We start from the raw sequence: 26317 nt of genomic DNA, 5'->3' as shown, positions 1-26317 counted from the left end.
GGCAAACTAGCCCCGCAAATCTGTTGTGGCCTGACCAATCAGGCTCTGGTCAAACGGTGTGGTCAGATAGATTTCGCTGATCCAGTTGGTATAGAGCAAATGCCCGTGGCTGCGCCAACGGTTCAGCGGCGGTTTGGAGGGGTCATCATCGGGATAGTAATTCACCGGCACATTGATCGGTTTGCCCTTGGTAACATCGCGGTCATATTCGCCTTTCAGGGTATCGGTGTCATATTCGAAATGATTGAAAATATAGAGCGCCCGATGGGCGTCATCCTGCACCAGACAGGGGCCGACCTCGTCACTGGCAAGCAGGGTCACCAGACCGTCGCGGGCGTCGATTTCATTCTGGCGCATTTCCGTCCAGCGGCTGACCGGAATCACGCAATCATCAGAAAAACCACGTAAATAGGGGGATGTGGGTTTCTTGTTCTGATGCCGGAAACAGCCGAATGCCTTGGCGTTAAGCATATGTTTGTCAACCCCGTGGAAATGGTTGATCATCGCCATTCCACCCCAGCAAACCCCGAATGTGGAATGCACATTGGTCTGGGTCCAGTCAAAGATTTCGCGCAATTCGTCCCAGTAGGTCACATCGGAAAACGGCAGGTGTTCGATCGGCGCGCCGGTGATGATCAGCCCGTCAAATTTGCGATCCTTCACCGCCTGGAACGGCTGGTAAAACGCGCCCATATGCGATTCCGAGGTGGTCTTGCTTTTATGTTCCGACATGCGGATCAGGGTCAATTCCAACTGTAGCGGCGTGGCCCCGATCAGGCGGGCAAACTGGGTTTCTGTCTTGATCTTTTCAGGCATCAGATTCAGCAGCGCGATGTCCAGCGGGCGGATGTCCTGTTTGTCGGCGTGGCGCTGGGACATCACCATCACGCCTTCATTCGACAGGATATCAAAGGCGGGCAGGGTGGATGGGATTCTTATAGGCATATCAGTGTCCTAGCGGGTCTTGTTGGTGATGGCATCAGCGATCATAGCGTTAAAATCGGCAGGGGTTCTGACCTGCGCCACATCCTCGGCAGCCACTGTCACGCCCCAGTTCCGCGCCATCGCCTCATAGCGCGGCTGGCGGTGGTGCAAGGCCTCGGCATATCCCCAGCGGATAAAATCATCGGGGTTAACCTGATCCTCGCTCTGGCCCTTTTCAGCCAGATAGCGGGCCCACATATCACGCATGATTTCTGGCGGGTAATACATCGGCTTGGGTGCGGCATTGAAACGCTCGATCAACTGGTCTGCATGGGCCTCGGATCCCTTGATCCAGACCAGCAACAGGTTGTCTGACAGATGCCGCAAGACGGGGTCGTTTTCATTGTCAGGCTCCACAACCTCGCAGATTGACCCACCGGTATCACATATGAAATTATTATACTTATAAAGGGTTTGCGCGCGATTTATAAAGTGGCCTGTATCGCTCAGCGCATTGATCTCGGCAATGCGGTGCTGGCTTTGACGGTGCATATAATCCTCGAACGCCAACCCGCCAAGATCAGGGTTGCCCGGTTTGCCCAGATAGGTGGAAAGCGGCGCCAGATTATCGAAGGAAATATTCGAGGAAATGTCGATACTGTCGGTGCGCAGCAATTCCGCCAGAAACGGATTTTTCATCGCCTCGCGTTTGAAATTATCAACGATGAATTCGCCCATATAGCGGGTGCCGATGCGGTAATCGACGTTGTAGTGAAACCAGTGGCCATCGCGCCGCAGGATATTGGCGACATGGGTTTTGCCAAGGCCGGACATGCCAAACAGCGCCACACGCTTGTGGGCGGCGTTGTTCCAGTCGTCGGCGGATTTGTAGAACATGGTCGCGATCCGTGAATTATTCTTTGTTCCTAGGTAGATTGCAGGGCGGCAGGGGTCAACCGCTCTGGGAATAACGGATGTTCAGATAGTTGGCGGCAAAGATCAGTGCGGCACCGGCAAAGACATAAATGTCCAGCGCCTCGCCATAGAAAATCGCGCCGACCACGGCAATCAGCGGCAGGCGGGCGAAGTCCAGTGGCCCGACCGTGCTGGCGGGGGCAATGGACAGGGCTTTGGTCAGGCAAAAATGCGCGATCAGACCGGCCAGCCCGATCCACAGCAACCAAGGCCATATCGCGGACGAGGGGATACGTATTTCCCCGTCATATCCCGCCACAGCCAGCCCCATCACAGATTGCATCACCACCAGCCAGAACAGGATACCGGTTAGCGATACATCGCGGGTCAGCCGTTTGGTGAAAATGCTGGTGGTGGCAAAACAAACAGCCGCCAGCGCGGCCGCGGCGACGCCCCAGTTCAGGGTCTCAGCACCGGGGCGGGTGATGATCAGAATGCCGACAAAGCCAAGCGCGGTGACCATCAGGCGAAACGGCGTCAAACGTTCGCCCAGCAACAGGGGCGACAGCAGCACCACCCACAGGGGCGAGGTGAATTCCAGCGCGAACACCTGCGCCAGCGGGATCACAGTCAGGGCGAAATACCACAGGGACTGGCCGGCAAAATGGGCGATATTGCGCAGCAAATGCGTGCCGATACGGTGCCGGTTGACCTGAGGCAGGGTGCCCGCCATTGCCGCCACGCCTGTTACAATGACAATGCCGATCACCGAGCGGTAAAACAACAACTCGAAGGTGTCCAGTTCCGCGCTTACGGTTCGTCCCGCCACAGCCAGTGACGAAAACGACAGGATCGCTCCGATCATCCATATGGCAGCCCGCGCAGTGGTCGACATCAGGGGATTTCCACGATTTGATAATGTCGGGTAATACCCTTGGTCACCTTGGCCCAGTTGGTTGCACCGGCCCGCTGTTGGTGCGCGTCAAAGCTGTTGCGATCGGCAAAGACTTCAGCCACATCAAACCGCCCAACCACATTGGGCGAGGGGGTGACATCAAAGCTGATACACCCCGTTTCGGCGCGGGTCAGTCGAATATGTTCGGGCAGGGCGGCGCTGACCTGATCCAGACGATCGGCAGGCACATCAATATAGCCTGTAAGCTGGATCTTCATAATTCTGCCCTGCCTTGTCCCATTATCGTTCTATAAATATCCCCCGCGCGGAGCGCATAAAAGTCACTGTCGGGACATTTTGGATTCTATGCCTTCGGCGAGGATATTTGGGGAACAGTAATTAAGCAATCGGTAACCATTATATGCGAAACATCGAGTCGCGGTACAGGCGGGGACGCCGATGGCCGTGAACGGTAATGGCACCCTGACCCTAGGTTTGGTCAGGGTGTTTTACGTTCATTCCCATTCAATGGTTCCCGGTGGTTTGCTGGTAATATCATAGGTCACGCGGTTGATGCCTTCGACTTCGTTAATGATCCGCGTTGCGGTTTCGCCAAGGAATTCATGGGAGAAAGGGTAGTAATCTGCCGTCATCCCGTCCACCGAAGTCACCGCCCGCAGCGCACAGGCAAAATCATAAGTCCGCCCGTCGCCCATCACCCCGACCGTGCGCACGGGCAGGATTGCGACAAAAGCCTGCCAGATTTCATCATACAGCCCGTGTTTGCGGATCTGGTCGATGTAAACCGCATCGGCCTTGCGCAGGATTTCCAGCTTCTCGCGGGTGATTTCACCGGGGCAGCGGATCGCCAGACCTGGGCCGGGGAAGGGGTGGCGGCCGATAAAGGATTTGGGCAGGCCCAGTTCAACGCCCAGCGCGCGCACTTCGTCCTTGAACAATTCGCGCAATGGCTCGACCAGTTTCAGGCCCATCTTTTCGGGCAGGCCACCTACATTATGGTGGCTTTTGATCGTCACCGAGGGGCCGCCGGAAAAGGAAACGCTTTCAATCACATCGGGGTAAAGCGTGCCCTGAGCCAGAAATCTGGCCCCGCCCACTTCGCCCGCATGTTTCTGAAACACATCGATGAATAGTTTGCCAATGATCTTGCGCTTGGTTTCCGGATCGGACACGCCGTCCAGTTCGCCCAGAAACAACTCGCGTTCGTCCGCATGGATCAGCGGCATGTTGTAATTGTCGCGGAACATTTCCACCACTTCTTCGGCCTCGTTCTGGCGCAGCAGCCCGTGGTCAACGAAAACGCAGGTCAGTTGATCGCCAATTGCCTCGTGGATCAGCACCGCGGCAACCGAGGAATCAACCCCGCCGGACAAACCGCAGATCACCTTGGCGTCACCTACCTGTTCACGGATTTTGCGGATGGCTTCTTCGCGATAGGCGCCCATGGTCCAGTCGCCGGTGAAGCCTGCCAGCCGGACAAAGTTTTCATAGAGTTTCGCGCCGTTCGGGGTGTGGTGCACTTCGGGGTGGAACTGTACCGCATAAAAATGGCGCGACGGATCGGCGGTGATCGCATAGGGCGCATTCGGCGAGGTGCCGTAGACCTTGAACCCGGGTGCGATTTTGGAAACGTGGTCGCCGTGGCTCATCCAGACCTGTTCGCGGTCATCATCAGCGATGAACCAACCTTCGAGCAGCGGCAGGTGTTCGTTGGTCGGCGTTACATAGGCGCGGCCGAATTCGGCGGTGCCGCGGCCGGTTTCAACCTGACCGCCCAGCATCTGCATCATAACCTGCTGGCCATAACAAATGCCCAGCACCGGTATACCCATCGAAAACAGGCTTTCCGGCGGACGCGGCGAGCCGGCATCAATCACGCTGTTGGGGCCGCCCGACAGGATCACCGCCTTTGGCGCGAATTCGGCCAGAAAGGCATCGGTCACCTTGTTGAACGGATGGATTTCGCAATAGACGTTCAATTCCCGCAGACGGCGCGCAATCAGCTGCGTCACTTGCGAACCAAAGTCGATGATAAGAAGGCGGTCATGTGTAATATCTGTCATGGTTTGGCAATAGGCGGCAATCGCGCAATGATCAAGCGTGGCAATGTCGCTTTCGCCCCTTATTGGCCGGATTTCGGGGGTGAGGGGGGGCAAGGATCGCATAAGAATGACCCCTAGAAGATTTTTTCGGGGAATCGCGAGATGACAGAACAAAGAACCAGACGGCGGGTGCGGGGCGGCGGCGGGGCCGCACGGCGGGCGGAACGTACGGCAGTGCGGATCGAGGCTGCGAAGTATATCGAGCGCAATATCCCAAATCTGGAGATGTTGGACGAGGCGGCGTTGCAAATTATCGAGCACAACGCGGAAACCGTTCTGGAAGAGATCGGCGTGAATTTCGTCGATAACCCCGAGGCGCTGGAAATCTGGCGCAAGGCCGGTGCGATGATAGACGGGGAGCGGGTACGCATCCCGCGCGGGCTGGCGCGCAAGCTGTGTGAAACCGCGCCCTCCAAATTTACCCAGCACGCCCGCAATCCTGAACGGAACGTGGAAATTGGCGGTGATTCACTGGTGTTGGCACCGGTTTACGGCCCGCCCTTTGTGCGAGATGCCGAAGGCGGGCGGCGGTATGCGACGATGGAGGATTTCACCAAATTCGTGAAACTGGGCTATATGTCTAAATACCTGCACCATTCCGGCGGCACGGTGTGCGAGCCAACCGATGTGCCGGTGAACAAGCGGCATCTGGATATGCTGCTGACGCATATGCTTTATTCGGACAAACCCTTCATGGGGTCGGTAACGGAACCCTCGCGGGCACAGGATTCGGTGGAAATGTGCGAGATCCTGTTCGGTAAGGATTTTGTGCAGGAAAACACGGTGATGACCTCGCTGATCAACGTCAATTCACCGCTGACCTTTGATTCCATCATGATGGGCGCGATGGAGATTTACGCGCGTAATAATCAAGCCTGCATCCTGTCGCCCTTTATTGTTGGCGGGGCGATGTCGCCGGTATCGGTGATGGGCACGCTGACGCAGGTTCTGGCCGAATGTCTGGCCGGGATTGCCTATAGCCAGTTGATCCGCCCCGGTGCACCGGTGATTTTCGGCTGTTTTGTGACCTCGATCGACATGAATTCCGGCGCGCCCACCTTTGGCACGCCGGAAGCTACACAAATCCTTAACGGGGCAGGGCAGCTTGCACGGCGTCTTAACCTTCCGTTCAGATCTGGTGGCGGGCTGTGTGGCTCGAAATTGCCGGATGCGCAGGCGGCTTACGAGACCGCGCACACCCATAATGCGGCGCTGTTTGGCGGGGTGAATTTCATGCTGCATGCCTGTGGCTGGCTGGAAGGCGGTCTGGTGGCCAGCTTCGAGAAATTCGTGATGGATGCCGATCAACTGGGCATTCTGCACCGTCTGGCCGCCGGTGTGCCGACGGATGAAAACGCGCAAGCAATGGGGGCCATTGCCGAGGTCGGACCGGGGGGGCATTTTCTGGGTTGCGAACATACGCAGAGCAATTTCAAGGAGGCATTCTGGCATACCGATCTGCTGGATTACAAACCGTTTGAAACCTGGGAAGAAGAGGGCGCGCGCGATACGGTTGCGCTGGCCACAGCACGGGTTGCAAAACTGTTAACAGATTATCAACAACCCGCGCTGGACCCTGAAATTGCACAGAAATTACAGGCCTACGTTCAAGCCAAGAAAGATTCGACACCCGATTCATTCCTTTAGGAATGACCCGATCCGGCGCCCAGCAAACGGGCCTCGCCCATCAGGGCAATCAATAATGAAACATGACGGGTGATGCTGTAACCGGCATCACCCGTTTTGCGTTTTTCTTCTTGCAGGCTTTCCTCGTTCATCAGCCTGACAATGGCGCGGCCCGGGGATGGCGGAACTGAAACCTTGAGAAGGCGGCGCAGGTCGCGCTTGCGGTTATATTCGGTCACACCGAAACGGGCGGCACGAATCAAAAGGCGGGGGCGATGAAGACATTTCAACATGCTCATTAGGTCGTTCATTTACATAGGCTCCTGATTGCTTTGCCCCATTAATGACACAATCTGAACGGGTGTTGCGCATTGTCTCGGACTCCCGAACGGAGGTTTCAGAAAAGTTTATATTTTTGGAACAATTCTAGGGATCGTCGCTTTCGTTAACCTTCGCGTAACACTTCAACCCAAAGCTGATCGTCGCCGGGTAACTTGACCGATAATAAAAAGGAGAAAAGTGATGGGGGCATCAATGCCATACCTCTGCGAACCGAGAGCTTTGCCAAACTGGGTGCCTGAAGCGGCGCAAAGATATCTGCAACATACCAAACAAGGGTTATCCATCCGTGCGGTGGCCCGAAACGCAGGCTGCCATGCCTCGACTGTATTGCGGCAGATTCGCCGGTTTGAAAACCGACGCGATGATCCGCTGGTTGACGAAGCCCTGAGCAATCTGGGCCGTCAGCATTTTCCAACAATTGTTAATCCAGATGAAAAGGACTCGCCCGAAATGAGCGCACCAATCCGTCACGCCAACCTGAAAACCGATGAATCCACTTTGAACCGCGAAGGGCGCCGTATTTTGCGCCGCCTAAGCGAAACCGGCGCAGTGCTGGCGATTGCGCCGGATATGGAAAAGGCGGTGGTGGTGCGTGAATTGCCAGGCGGTCAGACCGCCCGCACCGCCGTCGTGGACCGTCCTGTTGCGCAGGCAATGGCGCTGAAGGACTGGATCACCTGTGTAAAAAACGGACGCATTGCCCGTTATGGGATCACCACGGCGGGGCGCACTGCGTTGAAACGTCTGTTGGCCGAGGCCGAAAACATCCGCGCCGGTTTTGCCGAGGCGCCGGCGCAATTTGGCGACCAGCACCGCGTCTGGGGCGAGAAAACGGTGAACGAGGGCGGCAAGCGGCGGGCGGTGCGCTATAACGTGGCGGAATCCCCGCTGGCGGCTTTGGCGCGGCGCAAGGACAAGAATGGCAAACCATTTCTGACCGATGATCTGGTGGCAGCGGGCGAGCGCCTGCGCGAGGATTTCGAACTGGCGCAGATGGGGCCGCGGGTGGCGCAGAACTGGGAGCGGTTTTTGACCGGCGGCACACGGGGCGGGTTTTCCAACGACAGCGGGGTTGGGGATGGCCCCACCGGTGCGCGCGACCGGGTTTCGTAAGCACTGCGTGATCTGGGGCCGGGGCTGGGTGATGTGGTGCTGCGGTGTTGCTGTTATCTGGAAGGGATGGAAACCGCCGAGCGGCGCATGGGCTGGTCGGCACGGTCGGGCAAGATTGTGCTGCGGATTGCCCTGCAACGGCTGAAACAGCATTACGATGAAAAATACGGCCCGCACGGACCGATGATCGGTTAACCGGAATTGGCCCCGGAACGGATCCGGGGCCAGCCGTTTCTACCCTTCGGACAAAGCCGCCCGCACCCCGTCGCCATAGGCTTTGGAAACCTTGTCATAATGGGTCAGCATCCGGTCTATGATGTCTTGCGGCACCCCCTGCATGGCGGCGGCAGTGTTACAATACAGCCGGTTCTGCTGGGCTGCATCCATCAGGTCATGCAAGGCCCGCGGCTGGCTGTAATCATCATTGCCGTCGCGATGGTCATAGCGCGCCGCATCGCCGTCAATCCGCAAGGGGGGTTCGGCAACGCTGGGATCCTCGATTGGCCCGCCAAAGCTGTTTGGCTCGTAATAGGCATCGGTCACGCCGCTTTGCTGCCCCATGAAATTCATCGCGCCATCCTTGTGATAGTGGTGCACCGGACATTTGGGCGTGTTGACGGGCAGGGCCTCGTAATGGGTGCCCAGCCGGTGCCGGTGCGCATCCGCATAGGAAAACACCCGCGCCTGTAGCATTTTATCAGGCGAAAAGCCGATGCCGGGGACGATGTTTGACGGGCTGAAAGCGGCCTGTTCGATTTCCGCAAAATAGTTGTCGGGGTTACGGTTCAGCTCGAATTCGCCAACTTCGATCAATGGATAATCCGCATGCGGCCAGACTTTGGTCAGATCAAACGGGTTGTAAGGCGTTGTTTCGGCTTCTTTTTCCGACATGATCTGCACATAGAACCGCCATTTGGGGAAGTCGCCGGATTCGATCGTGCCAAACAACGCTTCCTGAAACCCCTCGCGGGTATTGCCGATGATGGCGTTGCCTTCCTCGTTGGTGTAATGGGCGTGGCCCTGCGCGGTTTTGAAGTGGAATTTCACCCAGAACCGTTCGCCATCGTTATTCCAGAAACTATAGGTATGACTGCCATAGCCGTTCATGTTCATCGGCGTTTTGGGCAAGCCCCGATCCGACATCAGGATCATCACCTGATGGATAGATTCCGGCGACAGGGACCAGAAATCCCACATCGCTGTGGGCGACCGCAGATTGCTGCGCGGGTGGCGTTTTTGCGTGTGGATGAAATCGGGGAACTTGTAGGGATCGCGGATGAAAAACACCGGCGTGTTGTTGCCAACCATGTCCCAGTTGCCTTCGCTGGTGTAAAACTTCAGGGCAAAGCCGCGCACATCGCGCTCATGGTCGGCCGCGCCCATTTCACCGGCAACGGTGGAAAACCGCGCCAGCATCGGGGTTTCGCTGCCCGGCTCGAACACCTTGGCGCAAGTGTATTTGGTGATGTCGCCGGTGATCCGCAGGGTGCCATGCGCGCCCCAGCCTTTGGCGTGCACGGTGCGTTCGGGGATGCGCTCGCGGTTCTGGTGGGCCAGTTTCTCCATCAACTGGTAGTCCTGCATCAAAACAGGCCCGCGCGCACCGGCGGTCAGGGAATTCTGGTTATCGGCGATCGGCGCGCCGGCGGTTGTGGTCAGACGTTTGGTCATTATCACTCTCCATGCAATGTTGATGGGAACAGGATGGCGGAAATTGGCTATAAATAGAAATTGTCTTTTTTATGCTTACTGATAAGATATGGTTATGAATATCACCCTGAAGCAACTTGAATACTTTATCGCATTGGCCGAGGCGCGAAATTTCGGACGTGCCGCCGTGTTGGTCCATGTCACACAGCCCGCCCTGTCGGTGCAGATCCGCGAGCTTGAGGACAGATTGGGCGCAAAACTAGTTGAACGACAGCCCCGCGATATTGTGTTGACCCCGACGGGCCATGATGTGCTGCGTCACGCCAAACGGGTGCTGGCGGGGGTGCGCGATTTGCAGGATGTCACGCGGTTGCGCGACGGGTTGTCGGGGCGGGTGACACTGGGGGTGATCCCGACGGTTGCGCCCTATCTGTTGCCGGTTGCCCTGCCGATGTTGCGGGCACAGAATGTAAACCTTGATCTGCGGGTGCGGGAATCGCGCACCGAACGCCTGATGGAAGAATTGCAAAACGGCACACTGGATGCGGCGGTGATTGCGCTGCCGACCAATAAGGCCGGATTGGTTGAATACCCCTTGTTTCAGGACAGGTTCCTGCTGGCCGGATCATCAGCCCAGATTTCCACATTGGCTGCAGCGCCCGACAAACTTCGCCCGACAACGATTGATCCAGATCGCTTGTTGTTGCTGGAAGAAGGGCATTGCCTGTCGGAACAGGCGCTAGAGGTCTGCGCGATGGAACGCAGCGCGACACGGGTGGATTTGTCGGCCTCGTCACTGGCAACCCTGTGCCGCTTGGTGTCCGAAGGGTTCGGGTTGACGTTTCTGCCGGAAATCGCGCTGGCCAGCGAATGCAGGGCCGTGCCCGATATGGCAACCTTGCGCTTTCAGGACCCACAGCCCGCGCGGGTGATCGGGCTGGTGCGGCGCAAAAGCAGTGCGGGGGATGGATGGTTTGAAAAACTGGCCGAAACATTGGCCGCAGCAGGCAGGGAATTACTGCCGGCGGGGGAATGCGGGGCAGGGGTGCCGCCCAGCATTGAGCCTTAGGCGTTGGCCTTGAGCCATGCCATCACGGTTTCGGGCGAGGATTCGCCATAGGGGTCTTCACCGTGGTTGTCTTCGCGGCCCGGTTCCTGGAACCATGCCTCGACCACACCGTCCTTGATGATGGCCGCATAGCGCCATGAACGCATGCCAAAGCCGATGTTGGATTTATCAACCAGCATCCCCATCAGACGGGTGAATTCACCGGCGCCATCGGGAATAACCTTGACGTTTTTCAGGTTCTGCGACTGAGCCCATTTGTTCATCACAAAGCTGTCGTTCACCGACAGGCAATAGATTTCGTCAATCCCCAGATCGCGGAATTCAGCGGCGGCTTTTTCGTAGCCGGGCAGCTGGTAGGTGGAACATGTAGGTGTAAAGGCACCGGGCAGTGAAAACAGGATCACGCGCTTGCCTTTGAAATAGTCGTCGGTGGTTTTGTCTTCCCATTTGAACGGGTTGTCGCCGCCAATGCTTTCATCGCGAACGCGGGTGTGAAAGGTGATTTGGGGCAGTGTTACGCCTGCTTGCATTGTATATTTCCTTTTGGGATTAATATGGTCGGGTGTTTCTGTTTTGCTTCTTATTCTGATTCCAGAATGTGATCAAATAGAAAGCAGGGCAACCGGTAAAGGCTGCCCTGCTCGTTCTTGTTGCCCGTGAGTGAATTCTTATTCTTCGGCGCTGGTCAGGCCGGCCTTGAAAACCATTCCGGCAACCGCGCCACCGATCAACGGGGCAACGATGAACACCCACAGATCCGCAAGCGCCTTGGCCCCTGCAAACAACGCAGGCCCGATCGAGCGAGCAGGGTTGACCGACACACCGGTCACATTGATGCCGACCATATGGATGCCCGCCAGTGTCAGGCCGATGGCCAAACCGGCCATCATCGCCGGGGCGCCTTTCTGGGTGGCCCCCAGAATGACAGTGACAAAGACAAAGGTTGCAACCACCTCGAAGATCAATGCAGCTGTCAGGTTGTATTCCCCCAGATAACCCGCGCCATAGCCGTTCTGGCCCAGGCCGTTTTCAGCCAGTGAATAATCCGCCTTGCCCGAGGCAATCATCAGCACCACAAGGGCCGCAATAATAGCGCCTGCGATTTGGGCGATGGCGTATGAGATGAATTCGCCGGTGCCCATCCGGCCAGCCGTGACCATGCCCAACGATACGGCAGGGTTAAGATGTGCGCCGGATATCGCGCCGATCGAATAAGCGGCGGCAACGATGGAGATGCCGAATGCCAGCGAAATACCCAACATGCCGATCTGGTTCCCCATCAAAACCGCCGACCCGACCCCGAATAACACCAAAATGAATGTGCCGAATGCTTCTGCAATTATCTTCTTCATGTAAAATACCCCCTCGTTAACGCGTACCTAAAAATTCATGGCGGCATTGTGAAAACCGCTCTGGTATCCCGTGGTATATTGCGTATATTCGCGGCAAATATCAGGGGAATATCTGATGCGAGACCTCAAAATACCCGAGCAGCGCCATCCGGAAAAAGCACACCGTGCCGATAATGCGCAGCCGAAAAAGCCAAGCTGGATCCGGGTGCGCGCCCCCGGTGGTGCCGGCTATGCCGATACTCACAAGATCATGCGCGAACACGGGCTGGTAACAGTTTGCGAGGAAGCGGGCTGTCCCAATGTGGGCGAATGCTGGAATCAGGGCCACGCCACGATGATGATCATGGGCGAGGTTTGCACGCGGGCCTGTAGTTTCTGCAACATCGCCACCGGCAAGCCGCCCGAGGATCTGGATGCCTTCGAGCCGGGCCGCGTGGCGGACGCGGTGAAAAAGCTGGGGCTGAAACACGTCGTAATCACCTCGGTTGATCGCGATGATATCGAGGATGGCGGGGCCGAACATTTCGCCCAGACCATCCGCGCCATTCGCCACCAGTCCCCCGAAACCACCATCGAAATCCTGACACCCGATTTTCTAAAGTGCGATCCATCCGTGCTGGAAGTGGTGGTGGCCGCCAAACCGGATGTGTTCAACCATAATCTGGAAACCGTGCCGGGCCTGTACCCCGAAGTGCGGGCAGGCGCGCGGTATTTCCATTCCCTGCGCATGTTGCAGCGGGTCAAGGAGCTGGACCCTGCCATGTTCACCAAATCCGGCATCATGGTCGGCCTGGGCGAAGACGAGATGGGGGTGCGCCAAGTGATGGACGACATGCGCGCCGCAGATGTGGATTTCCTGACCATCGGCCAGTATCTGCAACCCACACCGAAACACCACGCGGTTGCGCGGTTTGTCACGCCGGATGAATTCAAATCCTACGAAACAGCCGCCTATGGCAAAGGGTTCCTGATGGTCTCGGCCACACCGCTGACACGCTCCAGCTATCACGCGGGCGATGATTTCGCCCGCCTGCGCGCGGCACGGCTGGAGAAACTGTCGTCCTAGGCGGATTACTCGATTGCCGGAATGGCCTTTAGATAGGCCGCGATCGCCATCAGGTCGCTTTCGGATAGTTGTGACAGGTTTTCGATCACTTCGGCCATTTCACCCCCCGCCGAGTCAAATTCCGGTGTCAGGCCTGTTGTGAAATAGGCGACGATATCGGTCTTGTCCCACTTCAGCTTTGCCGGAGTGATATTCGGTATAGTCCCCCGTCCCGACGGGTTGGGCGCCCCCGCCAGCCAGCGATCCCGCTTTAGCCCACCCAGAAAATTGCGCGGGGTATGGCATTCTGCGCAATGGCCCAGCCCTTCCACCAGATACTGCCCGCGCCGCACCTCGGGAGTTACGGGGGCCATTAACACGGGGGCATTTGATAAAAACAACATTTTCCACACCCCCAGTGTCGCGCGGATGTTGAAAGGGAAATTGACATCATGAGGGCGATTCTTTTTCTGGACGGCGGGAAGTTGCATCAAATAACCGTAAAGGGAAACAATGTCTTTCAGGCTGGCCTTATTGAACGAGCCATAGGGAAACACGGGGTAATAGTGGTTGTTGTCGGGGGATGTTCCGTAGTGCATCGCATTGACCAGATCAATCGCGCTCCAGTTGCCGATGCCGGTTTGCGTATCCGGTGAAATATTCGGGGCATAGAACGTGCCAAAATCGCTGGGAAAGGCACGGCCACCGCCCAGTTTTAGCCGCTCGTCCCCCTCAGCCTTGGGGGCAGAGTGACACGAGGCACAGCCGCCTTCGGCAAAAACCTGCTTGCCCAAGGCAAGATTGGGCGTAATCCCCGCCAGTTTGACCGGATCAAGTGTTTCGGGCGTCGTCACATAAGCGATAACAGTGCCGGCAAACGCCAGCACTGCAAGAAACACAAAAAAGCGCTTCATTTCATTTCCAATCCGGTTGGATTATTCTGACTGACGATACACTTTGTGACATCCGCCACAGGCCCCGCCAACCTCTTTGATCTGGCCTTTCAGGGCGTCCAGACCATTGCCTGCAACCATGTCCATCTGGGCTGTTGCCACCTTGAGGGGCTTTGCCTTCGAGGCGAAATCCGGGAAGTTCTGCCAGATTGCGGGCAGGGCATTTGTGTTTTTGTTGGCAACCGAATCCGACCCCTCTGGCCAATAATTGCCAGCGTGCAAATTGGCCAGCGCGTTCAGATTACTGGCGGCATTCGAGGCGGCTTCGGCGTTATATTCGATTTTGCCCTTGGCCATGCTGGCCAATACCCCGATGTTGAAGGCATTCAGCCGCATATGGGACTGACGGGCTGTGATCGCGCCATCATATGGGCCGGGTGTTATCTGGCTTGCTGCAAAAACGGTAGACGCAGCGACCGTCAGGGCAATAGCATAGGCTGGTATGGTTCTTTTCATGTTTTGCTCTTTCAATTATAACGCGTCCCCGATGACGGGATAGAAAGAAATTGTATTCAGGTGAAATCACAATATTTTGCGATCGGCCAAGGGATTATTTCTGGCGCTGCGGTGTCAAGGCTGCGTGTTTGTATGCGAACAAATTGACTTTACGCCAAAGCAATGGCCATATGTTTTCAACATTTGTTAAGGGAGAATGAACAATGACAAATCTTACACGTCGTCAATCCTTGGCGTTGCTGGGCGCGGCAGCCGCTGCACCGATGATTCCGGCACCGGCCTTTGCCGGCACCAGATTGAAGGTGGGCGCGCTGCGCTTTACCAGCCATGCAGCCAGCTTTGTCGCGTTCGAGCGCGGCTATTTCGCCGATGAAGGGCTGGACGTGGAATTTGAATTCTTTCAGGCCGCCCAGCCCATGGCCGTTGCCATTGCCTCGGGTGATGTGGATTACGCCGTCACGGCGATTTCCGGCGGTTTGATCTCGCTGGCCGAAAAAGGGGCGGCCAAGGTGATCGGCGGCGCGCTGAGCGAGGAAGAGGGTATCGACGGGCAGAAAATTCTGGCCTCGGTTGCCGCATTTGATGCAGGTCTGACCAGTCCCGCCATGCTGGATGGCAAATCCTACGGCATCACCCAGCCCGGATCGTCCTTCCATTACATGGGATCGAAAATCGCGGCCAAAGAGGGTGTAAAAGTCAGCTTCAAACCGCTGAACAAGGTCGGGGCCATCATCGGGGCGCTGAAGTCGGGCCAGATTGATGCCTGGTCGATCGTGCCACATATCGCCAAAGGCCTGGCAGGGGCCGGCAAGGTCAAGATCATCGGCAATGTCTCTGATTACATTCCGAATTATCAGGTCACGACTGTCTTTACCTCGGCCAATAATGCCGCCAATGAACGCGCCAAAACCGAAGCATTCCTGCGGGCGTTCTCGATGGGGGCGGATGATTTCAACGCCGCCCTGGTGGACAAAACCGCCGGTGACGAGGCCGCAACGGAAATGGTCAACCTGATCCATAAATACGTTTACGCCGACAAGCCGATTGAAAAAGCCGAAAAATCCATCCGCAACGGTGCCATGCGCATCAATGCCGGTGCCGCGCTGAACAAGGCGTCGGTGATGGATCAGCTGGACTGGTTCAAATCCGAAGGCATGATCAAGGACAGTGTGACTTATGAAACGCTGGTCGATGACAGCTACGTCAAAACCATCATGTAAAAAGGCGGGGGGTGGCGACGCCCCCCGACGGCTATGGATCTGAAAATTGACGCGCTGACGCACCGCTACGGGACGACCGAGGTGCTGGCAGATATCAATCTGGACATCCCCACCGGACGCATTGTTTGCGTGGTGGGGCCGTCGGGCTGTGGCAAGTCCACACTGCTGCGGTTCATCGGTGGGCTGGAACGTCCGACCGAAGGGCAGGTGATGCAGCTATCTGATCCACCCGCCGACAGCCTGAACCCGTTTACCTTTGTATTTCAAGACTTTGCACTTTTGCCTTGGCGCACGGTTGACGGCAATGTGCGGCTGGTGCTCGAGGATCACGGGTTGGGCAAAGCGGAAATGGACCGCATCATCACCGATGTTCTGACCCGCACCAAACTGGCCGATTTTGCCGATGCGCTGCCGAAAAACCTGTCCGGCGGCATGAAGCAGCGGGTGGCGATTGCCCGTGCGCTGGCGGTGCGGCCCGCCGTCTGGCTGATGGACGAGCCGCTATCCGCGCTGGATGCACAAACCCGCGAATTGCTGATGGATGATCTGGTCGGCCTGTGGCTGCGCACCCCCTTTACCGCTGTTTACGTCACCCATAATCTGGCCGAGGCCGTGCGGCTTGGCCACCGCATTGTAGTGCTGTCCCGCAGGCCGGGCATGGTGCGCAAAGTGATCGATATCGAAACCCCGTTGGAAAACCGCACCGCTGGTGATCCGGCGCTGGCCGCGATTGAGCAAGAGCTTTGGCAATTGATGCGCGACGAGGCCGAAGCGGCCGATCAGGAGCTGATTGCATGAGCAAACCGGTTCCCTATCGCGGCGGTGGCTTTCGCCCCAAACGCATACGCGGGGTGGGCATCGGGGTGTTCGTGGCCCTGCTGCTGATCGCCGAATGGGGCACGCGGGCCGGGTGGATCACCAACCTGACCCTGCCGCGCCCGTCTGACGTAATCCGTACGCTGTATGAACTGGCAACATCGGGCCTGCTGTGGACCCATCTTAGTGTTTCGCTGGCACGACTGGCGGTCGGCGCAACCCTTGGGGCAGGGGTGGGCATATTGATCGGGTTGGGGATTGGCCTGTTCAGCGTGATGCGCGCGGGGCTGGTGCCGCTGGTGGCCGCACTGTTCCCGATCCCCAAAATCGCCCTGTTGCCGCTGTTCGTGATCTGGTTCGGCATTGACGAGATGTCGAAATACATGCTGATCGCTTTTGGCACCTTTACCCCCACGGTGGTCGCCACCTACGGCGCGGTGGACAATGTGGACCGCACTCTGATCCGCATGGGGCAAAGCTTTGGCCTGACCCGCGCCAGTATCATCCGCAAAATTGTGCTGCCTGGTGCGATGCCCGGAATTTTGTCCGGCCTGCGGGTCAGTCTGGCGATTGCCATCATCCTGCTGACGGCGGCAGAAATGATCGGTGCGGAATATGGTATCGGCGCCTATATCCTGCAAGCCGGTGCGCTCTATGATCTGGAACGGCTGTTTGCCGGTGTGACCATCCTGTCGCTGCTGGGGGTTAGCCTGAGCTTTGTTCTAAGCCGGATCGAGACCAAAGTGCTGCGCTGGCGGGTTTAGGGCCCGTCAGTAATGACACCTGCGGTCAGTAATTCCTGCCGATCAGGAAACCAGATGTCATTGTGTTCTGCCTGAAACATTTTCCCAAGGAAGCTTTCAGAAACGCCGCGCGCCTTCAGGAACAGCCGATCCTTTTCCTGCTCTTCTGCTGTGTCCAGTAGAGGAACATCGCTGGATTGGGCGTATTGGTGAAACCCCAGTTGTGCCCCCTCGCGCAGCTTTCGCCTGTATCCGGCCAGAAAAACCAAAGTGCAGGCAGATACGCAGCGCTTGTCCACCTCGGTATCCAGCCTGTGCCAGATCAGAATCCGCGCAATGCCACGGGCGGCATAGATACGCCCGCCATTGCTGTCCAGACGCACGGTTGTGATTTGTTCCGGTGTTTCTTCCAGTAGGGATTTGATGGCATCATATGTTCCAAAATCTATGTCCCCGCTGATCAGAATTGTATCCCCACGGACGGTCAGGGCGGTTTTTGGAATGGCAGGAACCGTATTTGCACCGGTCCGCGAAGATATGATCGTGGCGGCATCAAAAACCATTATCGCAACCGCCACGATCGAGGCCGAGTAACTGCCCCAGTAAAGCAGGGTATCTCCGCTATTACCCATTTGGTTTTCCGAGGCCCGTAACGTGCCGGTAATTTGCCAGAAAATCAGGATCACATCAGCCGTAAATAAGACCGCAATGCCAATTAACGGGATCGATGCAGGAACAACGCCATAAATCAGGTGAACAACCACCCTTAATCCAATTAATATAACAAAAAGAGAAAGATAGGCAGGTAAAAGGCCCTGCCAATGGCTTTTGGGGAAACGGAACATTCACCCAGCATAGTGGGTTAATCGCTAAAAGTCAGCAATTTGCCTAGGGACGAGGCATGCGAAAGCGCCGTTGCGGCTCCAATTGCAGCCAGTCCGGCACACCGATCCAGCGCTCGATCGCGAACAGGACAAGGCAGATCAAAATGACCCCCAAAACCAGTTTCACCCGCTTTGCACTGGGCGGGTTCCGCGCCCATCTGGACATGCGCAGAAGTTGCCAGATGTTCACTTGCTTGCCGCTCTAGAACCGCCATCCGACGGACAGGTCGATGTTGCGTGGAACACCGTTACTGCCGTCCGAATAGCTTGCGTTGAAGTGGGTATTGTTCACAAACAGGTATTCAACCGCAATGCCGTAAACCGTGACACTGCTTCCGATGTCGGGATTGATATTGATCACCGAAGCCGATGTGGATAGTGCCGTGGTAAACTGCATCCTTCCATAAAGCTCGATTGCGCGGGTATCCATTGGTAGATTACGTTCATCAATCCGAAACCCGAGGTCCAGATTATCAAAACCGGCTTCTATACCAAGGGAATAGTTGCGGGTATTGAACGCTCCGGCATCAATCCGTTCAACGGCCCCGAATACATCCAGTTCCGGTATCCGGCCACTGGATTCAAATTTATGGCTAAAAGCCATCGCATAAAAATCGGCGTCCAGACCGGAATCGCTGATCCGGTTAAAGGATATTCCGATTTCGGTGTTTCCGAACGCGGTATCATAACGGATTCCATAAGGGTGGTAATCCCCTGCCAGCGCCAGATAGGGTACCACTGAGTCAGTAAAGGGGGACAGTTGCAAATCCAGCCGGCTGTTCAATGCAAAAACACTTGTCGGGATATAGCCGCGGTTCATCACCGAACGCGGCGCCCCGACTGAAACCCTGCCGCTGTCACCGAAATCGAACAACACGGCCGGGTAAAAAACACCCGAGTTGATACCGCCGCTGCCGCTTTCTTTTGCACCATCAAATCCCAGTGAAAATCCTAGCGAAAAAGAGGATGGCGAGCGGTTGGGCAGGTATGTCAGGTCAATATCGGCACGCGCAAAAGTGCCCGAATTGGTTTCATCATCAAAATACGACAAATCCGCATAGCCAGAAATGCTTACTCCACCCAATGAGAATAAAGGTTTCTGATCCACTTCTGCCATGACAGATTGTGCCGAAATAAAAGAGGTCCCAATAGCAACCAAGACAGAATGTTTCATAATAAATACCTAAGAAAGTGCCATTTGATAATTATTATCATACATTTTTATGTGAACACAATAAGACTTCTCGCGCTTTACAATAAGAAAGGCGTGTAATTTATTGATATTAAACAGGATAAGAAATTATCAAACGCGACCAAACTGCAATTCGTTTACTCCATAAAAACCAGTCAAAAATCCGAAAAACAAGGTTGTTGTATTTCTCTTGCCGGTTGTGACCTTAGGTAAAGCGGACTTTTCCTATATAGGGCAGGTTCCTGTTTCTCTGGGCAAAATCAATGCCATACCCCACCACAAATTCATCCGGAATTTCAAAGCCCACCCAATCGGCATTTATATCGACCTCGCGCCGTGATTGTTTATTCAGCAGGGCAATGGTTTTCATATGCGCCGGTTTGCGCGCCTTCAGCAGGCCGACCACATGTTTCAGGGTAAAGCCGGTATCGACAATATCCTCGACCAGCAGCACATCGCGCCCACCGATCTGGCCGCGCAAATCCTTCATGATTTTCACTTCGCGGCTGGATTCAGTGCCGTCGCCATAGGACGATGCCTCAAGAAAATCCACCTCGACCGGCAGGTCCAGCTCGCGCACCAGATCGGCGATAAACACGAATGATCCACGCAACAGGCCAACCACCACCAGCTTGTCGGTGCCCTCGAAGGCGTCATGGATTTCACGGGCCAGATCCTCGATCCGGGCGGCGATGGTTTTGGCCGAGATCATTTCGTCGATGACATAGGGTCGCGTTGGCATAATGTTTCCTTGAACTTTCCCGATATATTCACTTAATGGCATAAAAAAGGATCAGGGGAACAGGAAAAATGCCCACCCAGACGGAAAAGAAGGTGATGCCTTATACCGCCGCGCAGATGTATGCGCTGGCATCCGATGTGATGGCCTATCCGAAATTCCTGCCGTGGATTTCCGCCGCGCGCATCCGCAGCCGCAAGGATATAGGTGATTACGAATTGCTCGAGGCCGATCTGGTGATTTCCTTCAAGGTATTTCGCGAACGGTTTGGCAGCCGGGTGAAGCTGTCGGAAAAGGACAAGACCATTGATACCGAGTATCTGGACGGACCGTTCAAATACATGATTTCCAACTGGCGGTTCACCGATCTGCCCGAAGGGGGCTGTGAAGTGCAGTTTTTCGTGGATTTCGAATTCAAGAACGCCATTTTGCAAAAACTGATCGGGGTGGTGTTTGGCGAAGCCGTACGCCGCACGATGGGCGCCTTCGAGAAGCGGGCGAAAGAGCTGTATGGTTAGCCTGTCATCCCCGCGCAAGCGGGGACCTCTTTCAAGATGCGCAATACTTCAGGAGGTCCCCGCGTTCGCGCGGATAACAACCTTTAACAGCATCCCCAAGGCATAATCCCGTGCCGCCACGCGCACGTTTTCCCGCCCCAAGGCACCGAATTCCACCGTTTCCTCCTGCGTTTCCCCACCCATCGCCAGCCCGAAACAGACCCGCCCTTCGGGTTTGTGTTCCGACGGTCCAGGCCCGGCAATGCCGGTGATCGACACCGCCAGATTGGCCTTTGATTGACGCAATGCCCCTTCGGCCATTTCCTTTGCCACAGGTTCCGACACCGCGCCGAACTGTTCCAGCGTTTCCGCTGATACTCCCAGCATTTCTTGTTTTGCGCTATTGGAATAAGTCACAAACCCGCGTTCAAACACATCCGACGATCCGGCCACTTCGGTCAGCGCGGCGGCCACCATGCCCCCCGTGCAGCTTTCGGCGGTTGCCACCATCAGACCCCGCGCACGACAGGCCGTTAGTACTTTGGCCGCAAGGCTCATTGCATCAGCACCCCGTGCGAAAACGCCGCCGCGGCCAAAACGACCACAGCCGCCATCAGCCCGGCGATCACATCGTCCAGCATCACGCCCAAAGCGGTGGATTTGCGATCGGCCCAGCCCACGGGGCCGGGTTTCCAGATATCAAACAACCGGAACATCAAAAACGCCGTGACCCAGCCGGGGTAGGGGAACAGCCAAGGGTCAACCCCCGCAAACCACAAACCACCCGATACCGGCAGAAGCGCGATCCACTGGCCGGCCACCTCGTCGATCACGATCTCGCTTGGGTCGTGGTTTTCCTTGCCTTTGGTTTCCTCGGATGTGGCCCACCAACCGATAAAAAACACCGCCACAGTGGCAACCAGCAGCGCCGGAAAGCCACCCGCGACATGGATCAGATATCCCACCGGAATGGCCGCAGCCGACCCCCATGTACCGGGTGCCGGCCGGATCAGGCCGACATAGAAAAAGGTTGCGATCAGTTTGCTCATATCTTCACCAAAGTCACGGTGGCCAGCGCCGCGATCCCTTCTTTGCGGCCGGTAAAGCCCAGTTGCTCGGAGGTGGTGGCCTTGACACTGACGCGCCCCGTATCCATCCCCATGATCCGCGCCATTTCGCGGCGCATCGCCACCGCATGCGGGCCGATTTTCGGCATCTCGCAAACCAGCGTGCAATCGACATTGGAAATCGTGAACCCGTGATCACCGACCATTTTCACCGCATGTTCAAGGAAGATAAACGAGGCCGCGCCCTTCCATTGCGGATCACTCGGCGGAAAATGCTGGCCGATGTCGCCCATCGCCAGCGCGCCGTAAATTGCATCCGTCACCGCGTGCATGCCCACATCGGCGTCCGAATGGCCGTCTAGCCCGTGGCTGTGGGGCAGTTTTACCCCGCAGAGCACCACATGATCGCCGTCGCAAAACCGGTGCACATCGTATCCGTTGCCCAGCCGTATATCCATATCCTGCTCCATCATTTGCTCTGCGCGGGTGAAATCCCCGGGCATGGTGATTTTCATATTCGCCGCATCCCCAGTGACGATGGCCACATCCAGACCGGCAGTAAGGGCCACCTCGACATCATCCAGTGCGCCGCCATTGTGCGCAGCATGGGCTGCAAGGATCCGGTTCAGATGAAACCCCTGCGGAGTCTGCGCCCGAAACAATCCCTCGCGCGGGTGCGGGGCCTGCACCTGACCATCCTTACCGCGCCACAAGGCATCGGTGACGGGCAGGGCGGGGGCTGCACCCGCATGGGTTTTCAGCGCATCCAGAACGTCCGTTATGATCCGTTGCGACACCAGCGGGCGGGCGGCGTCATGGATCAGTACCAGATCCGCGCCTTTGGCGGCATTCAGGCCGGCCTGCACCGAGGCATCCCGTGTTGCGCCACCGTCTACCAGTTCCACATCAGGCAGAGCGGGCAGCAAATCGCGGTCATCGGGGTTGATCACCAGAATGATCCGGTCGACCTGCGGATGGAGGGAAAAAGCAGCGATGCTATGCTCCAGCACAATGCGACCGCGCAGGGGCTGGAATTGCTTGGGCAATTCCCCTCCGGCGCGAATGCCGCGGCCTGCGGCGACGATGATGGCGGCTGTTTTCATAAGGGCAAGGTTTAGGTTTTTCCCGCCGACAGGGCAATGCGAAGTTTCGCGCGGCGACAAATCGCCCGTTCCTATTGCGCTTGCGGCGTGGCAAGGGGTAAAAGAACGGAATGCACAAGGATTAGGCATTTGACCATTAAACTGGCAAACCTCACACTGGACCCTCCGGTCTTTCTGTCCCCGTTGGCCGGTATCACCGATCTGCCGTTCCGCCGCCTGGTGTCGCGTTTCGGTGCGGGGCTGGTGGTCAGCGAAATGGTTGACAGCTTTGAAATGCTGGTCGGCAAACGCGGCGTGCGGGAAAAGGCCGAACTGGGGCTTAACGAGGAAAACACAGCCGTGCAACTGGCGGGGCGCGAGCCTGAACCGATTGCCGAAGCCGCCCGTGTGGTGGCTGCAAACGGGGCGCGGCTCATTGATATCAACATGGGGTGCCCGGCGAAAAAGGTGGTCAGCGGCTATTCCGGCTCGGCCCTGATGCGCGATCTGGACCATGCCTTGCGCCTGATTGATGCCGTGGTGGGGGCGGTGGATGTGCCGGTGACACTAAAAACCCGTCTGGGCTGGGATGACGCCAGCCTGAACGCAACCACGCTGGCGCAGCGCGCCGAAAACGCCGGCATCCAGATGATCACCATCCACGGCCGCACCCGTTGCCAGTTCTACAAAGGCCGTGCCGACTGGGCTGCAATCGCACCAATCAAACAGGCCGTAAGCATCCCCGTAATCGCCAATGGCGACATCAGAACCAGCGCGGATGCGCGCGCGGCGCTGCAAGCCTCGGGGGCGGATGGTGTGATGGTCGGACGCGGGGCGCAGGGGGCACCCTGGCGGCTGGCGGAAATCGCCGCCGATCTGTATGGCACGCCGCCGCCCGTGATCCCGACAGGGGCGGCACTGGTCGATCTGGTAGCCGAACATTATGAGGCAATGATCGATTTCTACGGTGTGAAAATGGGCAACCGCAACGCGCGCAAACATCTGGGCTGGTATATGGACCACGCGGGCACCCCGCCGGATATGCGCAAACGTCTGCTGACCGAAGTTGACCCTGCAACGGTCCTGTCCCTGCTGCCTGAGGCCCTGACAGGTGAAAGGCAAGCGGCATGAGCTTTGCCAGCCTCTGGAACGCGCTGCCAACGCCGGCGCTGTTGATTTCGGATGACAATACGATCACCGCCGCCAACCCTGCCGCTGAAGGGTTCCTTGTGACCTCGGCCAAATCGCTGAAGGGAAAACAGGTGGGGGAGCGTCTGACGGTCAATGCCCCCTTGCCGGAATCGCTTCAACGGGTGCGGCGCACGCATGGGCCGCTGTTTATCAACGATGTCGAGGCCGGACGCCGTGGCCGCGCACCCCAGCGCTGCAACATCCAGATCACGCCGATGGCGCCGGATGATCCGCGCCTGCTGATGCTGATCATTCCGCGACAGAACAAGGACGGCGGCGGCGGGCCTGCCTCGAAATCCGCCGCGAAGTCTGCCATCGGCATGGCCGAAATGCTGGCCCATGAAATCAAGAACCCGCTGGCGGGTATCACCGGTGCCGCGCAACTTCTGGCTATGAACTTGCCGTCGCAAGACATTGAAATGACTGACCTTATCGTATCCGAGGCCCGCCGTATCGTCGCCCTGCTGGATCAGGTGGAACAGTTCGGCAACCTGTCGCCGCCCAACCGCCGCGTGGTCAATATCCACGATGTAGTGGACCGCGCCCGCATATCGGCGCAGGTGGGTTTTGCCGCGCATATGAAGATCATCGAGGAATACGACCCCTCCTTGCCCCCCACATGGGCCGATGCGGACCAGTTGATGCAGGTGGTGCTGAACCTGCTGAAAAACGCCGCCGAGGCCGCGCCCAAAGCGGGCGGGGTGATCCGTATCCGCACCGGTTTTGACAACGGCTTGCGCCTGCGCCGCAGTGACGGCAGCGGCGCGCCTTTGCCCATTCTGGTGGAAATCATCGACAACGGCCCGGGCCTGCCGCCCGATATTGCCGAGGATGTGTTCGACCCCTTCGTTTCGGGGCGTGAAAACGGCAGCGGACTGGGGTTGGCGCTGGTGTCGAAAATCATTGCCGAACACGAGGGGTGGATTTCGGTCGATTCCGATCCGGGCCACACGGTGTTTCGCATTTCCCTGCCCAAAGCGCCCGCAGAAAAAGGAGCCGCATAGATGGATGGCACAGTATTGATTGCCGATGACGACCGCACGATCCGCACGGTTCTGACGCAAGCCTTCACGCGGGCGGGCTGCAAGGTGCATGCCACGTCGTCGCTGGTCACGCTGATGCGCTGGGTCGAGGAAGGCAAGGGCGATCTGGTGATCTCGGACGTGGTGATGCCGGACGGTAATGGCTTGGAAATGCTGCCAAAAATCAGCGAGGCACGGGACGAATTGCCGGTGATCGTGATCTCGGCGCAGAACACGATTATGACGGCGATCAAGGCGACCGAGGCCAAAGCGTTCGACTATCTGCCCAAACCCTTTGATCTGCCCGACCTGATGAAACGCAGCGCGCGGGCCTTGGCGTTGAAACGGCGTGTGAACAGCCCCGCAAGCAGCCCAAAGCCAGCCGAAAACGAATTGCCGCTGGTCGGGCGCACCGGCGTGATGCAGGAAATCTATCGGCTGATTGCGCGGGTGGTGAACGGCGATCTACCGGTGCTGATCAGCGGCGAAAGCGGCACGGGCAAATCCCTGATTGCCCGCACAATCCACGATTTCAGCGACCGGCGCGCACTGCCTTTTGTGGTGGTGAACCCGTCCAACCTGACCACGCCCGACGGGCTGGACCGGATGCTGGCACGCGCGGGCACCGGCACGCTGGTGTTTGACGAAGTGTCTGATCTGGAATGGAATATTCAGGGGCAGGTGGCCCGTCTGATGGACCGTCTGGGCGACAATTCCCCGCGCATCATGGCCACCACGCAGGCCGATCTGGCCGCCAAGATGGAGGCGGGTGATTTCAGGCAAGACCTGTTTTACCGCCTGAACGGTGTATCGCTGGCGGTGCCCGCGCTGCGTGACCGTGTTGACGATATCCCGCTATTGGCCGAATTTTTTCTGGGGCGCAATACCGACATCGAAGGCACCCATGTTTTGTCACCGGACGCAATGAAACTGATCCGCAGCTACAGTTGGCCTGGCAATGTGCGCCAGCTGGAAAACTGCCTGAAACGCCTTGCTGCCACCAGCGCGCAGGCGGAAATCACCCTGAGCGAGGCCGAGCAGGCACTTGGCGGACAACCGGAAATTGAGCCGGTCATGCAACGCGGGCAGGGGGACAAGCTGTCGGCCTCGATTGCACGTCATTTGCAGCGGTATTTCGACCTTCACGGCGGAGCTTTGCCGCCACCCGGCCTGTATCCGCGTATTTTGCATGAAATGGAGCGTCCTTTGCTGGAAATTGCGCTAGAGGCCACCGGCGGTAATCAGGCCAAATGTGCGGATCTGTTGGGGATCAACAGAAATACCCTACGAAAGAAGATTACAGACCTCGATATTCGCGTGACACGCCGCCGCAAACTGGTGTAAAAGGGCAACATTAAGCGTGGCCCATTGGCATCAGCCGGTAACGAGGACACGCAATAT

At 57.2% G+C, this 26317-nt stretch carries 28 protein-coding genes and 1 pseudogene; 12 read left to right on the top strand and 17 right to left on the bottom strand.

Annotated features, from left to right (window positions below; all coding sequences use genetic code 11):
- Positions 1-6 precede the first annotated feature (6 nt).
- The 5 genes from metA to guaA all read right to left on the bottom strand — a co-directional run bounded on the left by metA (position 7) and on the right by guaA (position 4818).
- Positions 7-945, bottom strand: coding sequence for a homoserine O-acetyltransferase MetA (metA, locus tag BAR1_RS08310; RefSeq protein ID WP_118942590.1), 939 nt, complete (start codon positions 943-945; stop codon positions 7-9).
- Between the two features lie 9 nt (positions 946-954).
- The gene (locus BAR1_RS08305) at positions 955-1821 is read right to left on the bottom strand and encodes an ATPase (protein WP_118942589.1); all 867 of its coding nucleotides are present in this window, start codon (positions 1819-1821) and stop codon (positions 955-957) included.
- A 55-nt stretch (positions 1822-1876) separates the two neighbouring features.
- Positions 1877-2734 carry a DMT family transporter gene (locus BAR1_RS08300; protein ID WP_118942588.1) on the bottom strand — a complete coding sequence of 286 codons (858 nt, stop codon included), beginning with the start codon at positions 2732-2734 and terminating at the stop codon, positions 1877-1879.
- Positions 2734-3012, bottom strand: coding sequence for a putative quinol monooxygenase (locus BAR1_RS08295; protein ID WP_162891711.1), 279 nt, complete (start codon positions 3010-3012; stop codon positions 2734-2736). Before BAR1_RS08295 ends, BAR1_RS08300 begins: the two co-directional genes overlap by 1 nt.
- 237 nt (positions 3013-3249) lie before the next feature.
- A complete protein-coding gene (guaA, locus tag BAR1_RS08290; protein WP_118944398.1) occupies positions 3250-4818 on the bottom strand; it encodes a glutamine-hydrolyzing GMP synthase in 1569 nt (522 codons plus the stop codon).
- Positions 4819-4959: 141 nt separating this feature from the next.
- Between guaA and BAR1_RS08285 the strand changes: the two genes are divergently transcribed.
- Entirely contained in the window at positions 4960-6504 is a 1545-nt protein-coding gene (locus BAR1_RS08285) for a trimethylamine methyltransferase family protein (RefSeq protein ID WP_118942586.1), read from the top strand.
- On the opposite strand, the gene BAR1_RS08280 is transcribed toward BAR1_RS08285, so the two are convergent.
- On the bottom strand, positions 6501-6794 hold the full coding sequence (locus tag BAR1_RS08280; RefSeq protein ID WP_118942585.1) for a DUF6477 family protein: 294 nt from the start codon (positions 6792-6794) through the stop codon (positions 6501-6503). The genes BAR1_RS08285 and BAR1_RS08280 overlap by 4 nt on opposite strands.
- A 223-nt stretch (positions 6795-7017) precedes the next feature.
- On the opposite strand from BAR1_RS08280, the pseudogene BAR1_RS08275 reads away from it, so the two are divergent.
- Positions 7018-8133: pseudogene (locus BAR1_RS08275) on the top strand (DUF6456 domain-containing protein).
- 39 nt (positions 8134-8172) lie between these two features.
- On the opposite strand, the gene BAR1_RS08270 reads toward BAR1_RS08275, so the two are convergent.
- The gene (locus BAR1_RS08270; RefSeq protein WP_118942584.1) at positions 8173-9609 is read right to left on the bottom strand and encodes a catalase; all 1437 of its coding nucleotides are present in this window, start codon (positions 9607-9609) and stop codon (positions 8173-8175) included.
- 94 nt (positions 9610-9703) lie between these two features.
- Here BAR1_RS08270 and BAR1_RS08265 point away from each other — a divergent pair, with 94 nt between their 5' ends.
- The gene (locus BAR1_RS08265) at positions 9704-10657 is read left to right on the top strand and encodes a hydrogen peroxide-inducible genes activator (RefSeq protein WP_118942583.1); all 954 of its coding nucleotides are present in this window, start codon (positions 9704-9706) and stop codon (positions 10655-10657) included.
- Here the strand turns inward: BAR1_RS08265 and BAR1_RS08260 are convergent.
- Both BAR1_RS08260 and BAR1_RS08255 read right to left on the bottom strand, forming a co-directional pair.
- Positions 10654-11187, bottom strand: a complete 534-nt coding sequence (locus tag BAR1_RS08260; protein ID WP_118942582.1) for a peroxiredoxin — start codon at positions 11185-11187, stop codon at positions 10654-10656. The two genes, BAR1_RS08265 and BAR1_RS08260, sit on opposite strands and share 4 nt — an antisense overlap.
- Positions 11188-11325: 138 nt before the next feature.
- A complete protein-coding gene (locus BAR1_RS08255; RefSeq protein WP_118942581.1) occupies positions 11326-12009 on the bottom strand; it encodes an aquaporin in 684 nt (227 codons plus the stop codon).
- 115 nt (positions 12010-12124) lie between these two features.
- On the opposite strand from BAR1_RS08255, the gene lipA reads away from it, so the two are divergent.
- Positions 12125-13075 (top strand): lipoyl synthase, encoded by a 951-nt coding sequence (gene lipA / locus BAR1_RS08250; protein WP_118942580.1) that lies wholly within the window; start codon positions 12125-12127, stop codon positions 13073-13075.
- A gap of 5 nt (positions 13076-13080) precedes the next feature.
- On the opposite strand, the gene BAR1_RS08245 is transcribed toward lipA, so the two are convergent.
- A complete protein-coding gene (locus BAR1_RS08245) occupies positions 13081-13968 on the bottom strand; it encodes a c-type cytochrome (protein WP_118942579.1) in 888 nt (295 codons plus the stop codon).
- A gap of 21 nt (positions 13969-13989) precedes the next feature.
- The gene (locus tag BAR1_RS08240; RefSeq protein WP_118942578.1) at positions 13990-14463 is read right to left on the bottom strand and encodes a c-type cytochrome; all 474 of its coding nucleotides are present in this window, start codon (positions 14461-14463) and stop codon (positions 13990-13992) included.
- Between the two features lie 203 nt (positions 14464-14666).
- Between BAR1_RS08240 and BAR1_RS08235 the strand changes: the two genes are divergently transcribed.
- The 3 genes from BAR1_RS08235 to BAR1_RS08225 are packed head-to-tail and all read left to right on the top strand — an operon-like array spanning position 14667 to position 17263.
- Positions 14667-15683, top strand: a complete 1017-nt coding sequence (locus BAR1_RS08235) for an ABC transporter substrate-binding protein (RefSeq protein ID WP_118942577.1) — start codon at positions 14667-14669, stop codon at positions 15681-15683.
- A 33-nt stretch (positions 15684-15716) separates the two neighbouring features.
- Positions 15717-16481 (top strand): ABC transporter ATP-binding protein, encoded by a 765-nt coding sequence (locus tag BAR1_RS08230; RefSeq protein WP_118942576.1) that lies wholly within the window; start codon positions 15717-15719, stop codon positions 16479-16481.
- A complete protein-coding gene (locus BAR1_RS08225; RefSeq protein WP_118942575.1) occupies positions 16478-17263 on the top strand; it encodes an ABC transporter permease in 786 nt (261 codons plus the stop codon). Before BAR1_RS08230 ends, BAR1_RS08225 begins: the two co-directional genes overlap by 4 nt.
- Here BAR1_RS08225 and BAR1_RS08220 read toward each other — a convergent pair.
- Complete coding sequence (locus tag BAR1_RS08220) at positions 17260-17874, bottom strand: COG3904 family protein (RefSeq protein WP_162891710.1); 615 nt, start codon at positions 17872-17874, stop codon at positions 17260-17262. The genes BAR1_RS08225 and BAR1_RS08220 overlap by 4 nt on opposite strands.
- A gap of 269 nt (positions 17875-18143) precedes the next feature.
- Here BAR1_RS08220 and BAR1_RS18350 point away from each other — a divergent pair, with 269 nt between their 5' ends.
- Positions 18144-18332: a hypothetical protein gene (locus BAR1_RS18350; protein WP_162891709.1), complete on the top strand. Its 189-nt coding sequence runs from the start codon at positions 18144-18146 to the stop codon at positions 18330-18332.
- Here the strand turns inward: BAR1_RS18350 and BAR1_RS08210 are convergent.
- Together BAR1_RS08210 and hpt are read right to left on the bottom strand one after the other, a co-directional pair.
- Positions 18329-19177: a hypothetical protein gene (locus BAR1_RS08210; protein WP_162891708.1), complete on the bottom strand. Its 849-nt coding sequence runs from the start codon at positions 19175-19177 to the stop codon at positions 18329-18331. The two genes, BAR1_RS18350 and BAR1_RS08210, sit on opposite strands and share 4 nt — an antisense overlap.
- 346 nt (positions 19178-19523) lie before the next feature.
- A complete protein-coding gene (gene hpt, locus BAR1_RS08205; protein WP_118942571.1) occupies positions 19524-20060 on the bottom strand; it encodes a hypoxanthine phosphoribosyltransferase in 537 nt (178 codons plus the stop codon).
- Positions 20061-20128: 68 nt separating this feature from the next.
- Between hpt and BAR1_RS08200 the strand changes: the two genes are divergently transcribed.
- Positions 20129-20575: a type II toxin-antitoxin system RatA family toxin gene (locus BAR1_RS08200; RefSeq protein WP_118942570.1), complete on the top strand. Its 447-nt coding sequence runs from the start codon at positions 20129-20131 to the stop codon at positions 20573-20575.
- 48 nt (positions 20576-20623) lie between these two features.
- On the opposite strand, the gene BAR1_RS08195 is transcribed toward BAR1_RS08200, so the two are convergent.
- Genes BAR1_RS08195 through BAR1_RS08185 form a run of 3 tightly spaced genes read right to left on the bottom strand, consistent with a single transcriptional unit; the run spans position 20624 to position 22724 of the window.
- Positions 20624-21112, bottom strand: coding sequence for a CinA family protein (locus BAR1_RS08195; protein WP_118942569.1), 489 nt, complete (start codon positions 21110-21112; stop codon positions 20624-20626).
- A complete protein-coding gene (locus BAR1_RS08190) occupies positions 21109-21603 on the bottom strand; it encodes a phosphatidylglycerophosphatase A family protein (protein WP_118942568.1) in 495 nt (164 codons plus the stop codon). Before BAR1_RS08190 ends, BAR1_RS08195 begins: the two co-directional genes overlap by 4 nt.
- Entirely contained in the window at positions 21600-22724 is a 1125-nt protein-coding gene (locus BAR1_RS08185; RefSeq protein ID WP_118944397.1) for a bifunctional 2-C-methyl-D-erythritol 4-phosphate cytidylyltransferase/2-C-methyl-D-erythritol 2,4-cyclodiphosphate synthase, read from the bottom strand. Before BAR1_RS08185 ends, BAR1_RS08190 begins: the two co-directional genes overlap by 4 nt.
- Before the next feature lie 129 nt (positions 22725-22853).
- Between BAR1_RS08185 and dusB the strand changes: the two genes are divergently transcribed.
- The 3 genes from dusB to BAR1_RS08170 are packed head-to-tail and all read left to right on the top strand — an operon-like array spanning position 22854 to position 26260.
- Complete coding sequence (dusB, locus tag BAR1_RS08180) at positions 22854-23834, top strand: tRNA dihydrouridine synthase DusB (RefSeq protein WP_228408801.1); 981 nt, start codon at positions 22854-22856, stop codon at positions 23832-23834.
- Positions 23831-24898 (top strand): two-component system sensor histidine kinase NtrB, encoded by a 1068-nt coding sequence (locus tag BAR1_RS08175; protein WP_118942566.1) that lies wholly within the window; start codon positions 23831-23833, stop codon positions 24896-24898. The genes dusB and BAR1_RS08175 overlap by 4 nt, the downstream gene beginning before the upstream one ends.
- Complete coding sequence (locus BAR1_RS08170) at positions 24899-26260, top strand: response regulator (RefSeq protein ID WP_118942565.1); 1362 nt, start codon at positions 24899-24901, stop codon at positions 26258-26260.
- The last annotated feature ends 57 nt before the right edge of the window (positions 26261-26317 follow it).

It is taken from the genome of Profundibacter amoris, from assembly GCF_003544895.1.
Taxonomy (GTDB): domain Bacteria; phylum Pseudomonadota; class Alphaproteobacteria; order Rhodobacterales; family Rhodobacteraceae; genus Profundibacter; species Profundibacter amoris.
This window is presented reverse-complemented; position numbering and strand designations above follow the sequence as displayed.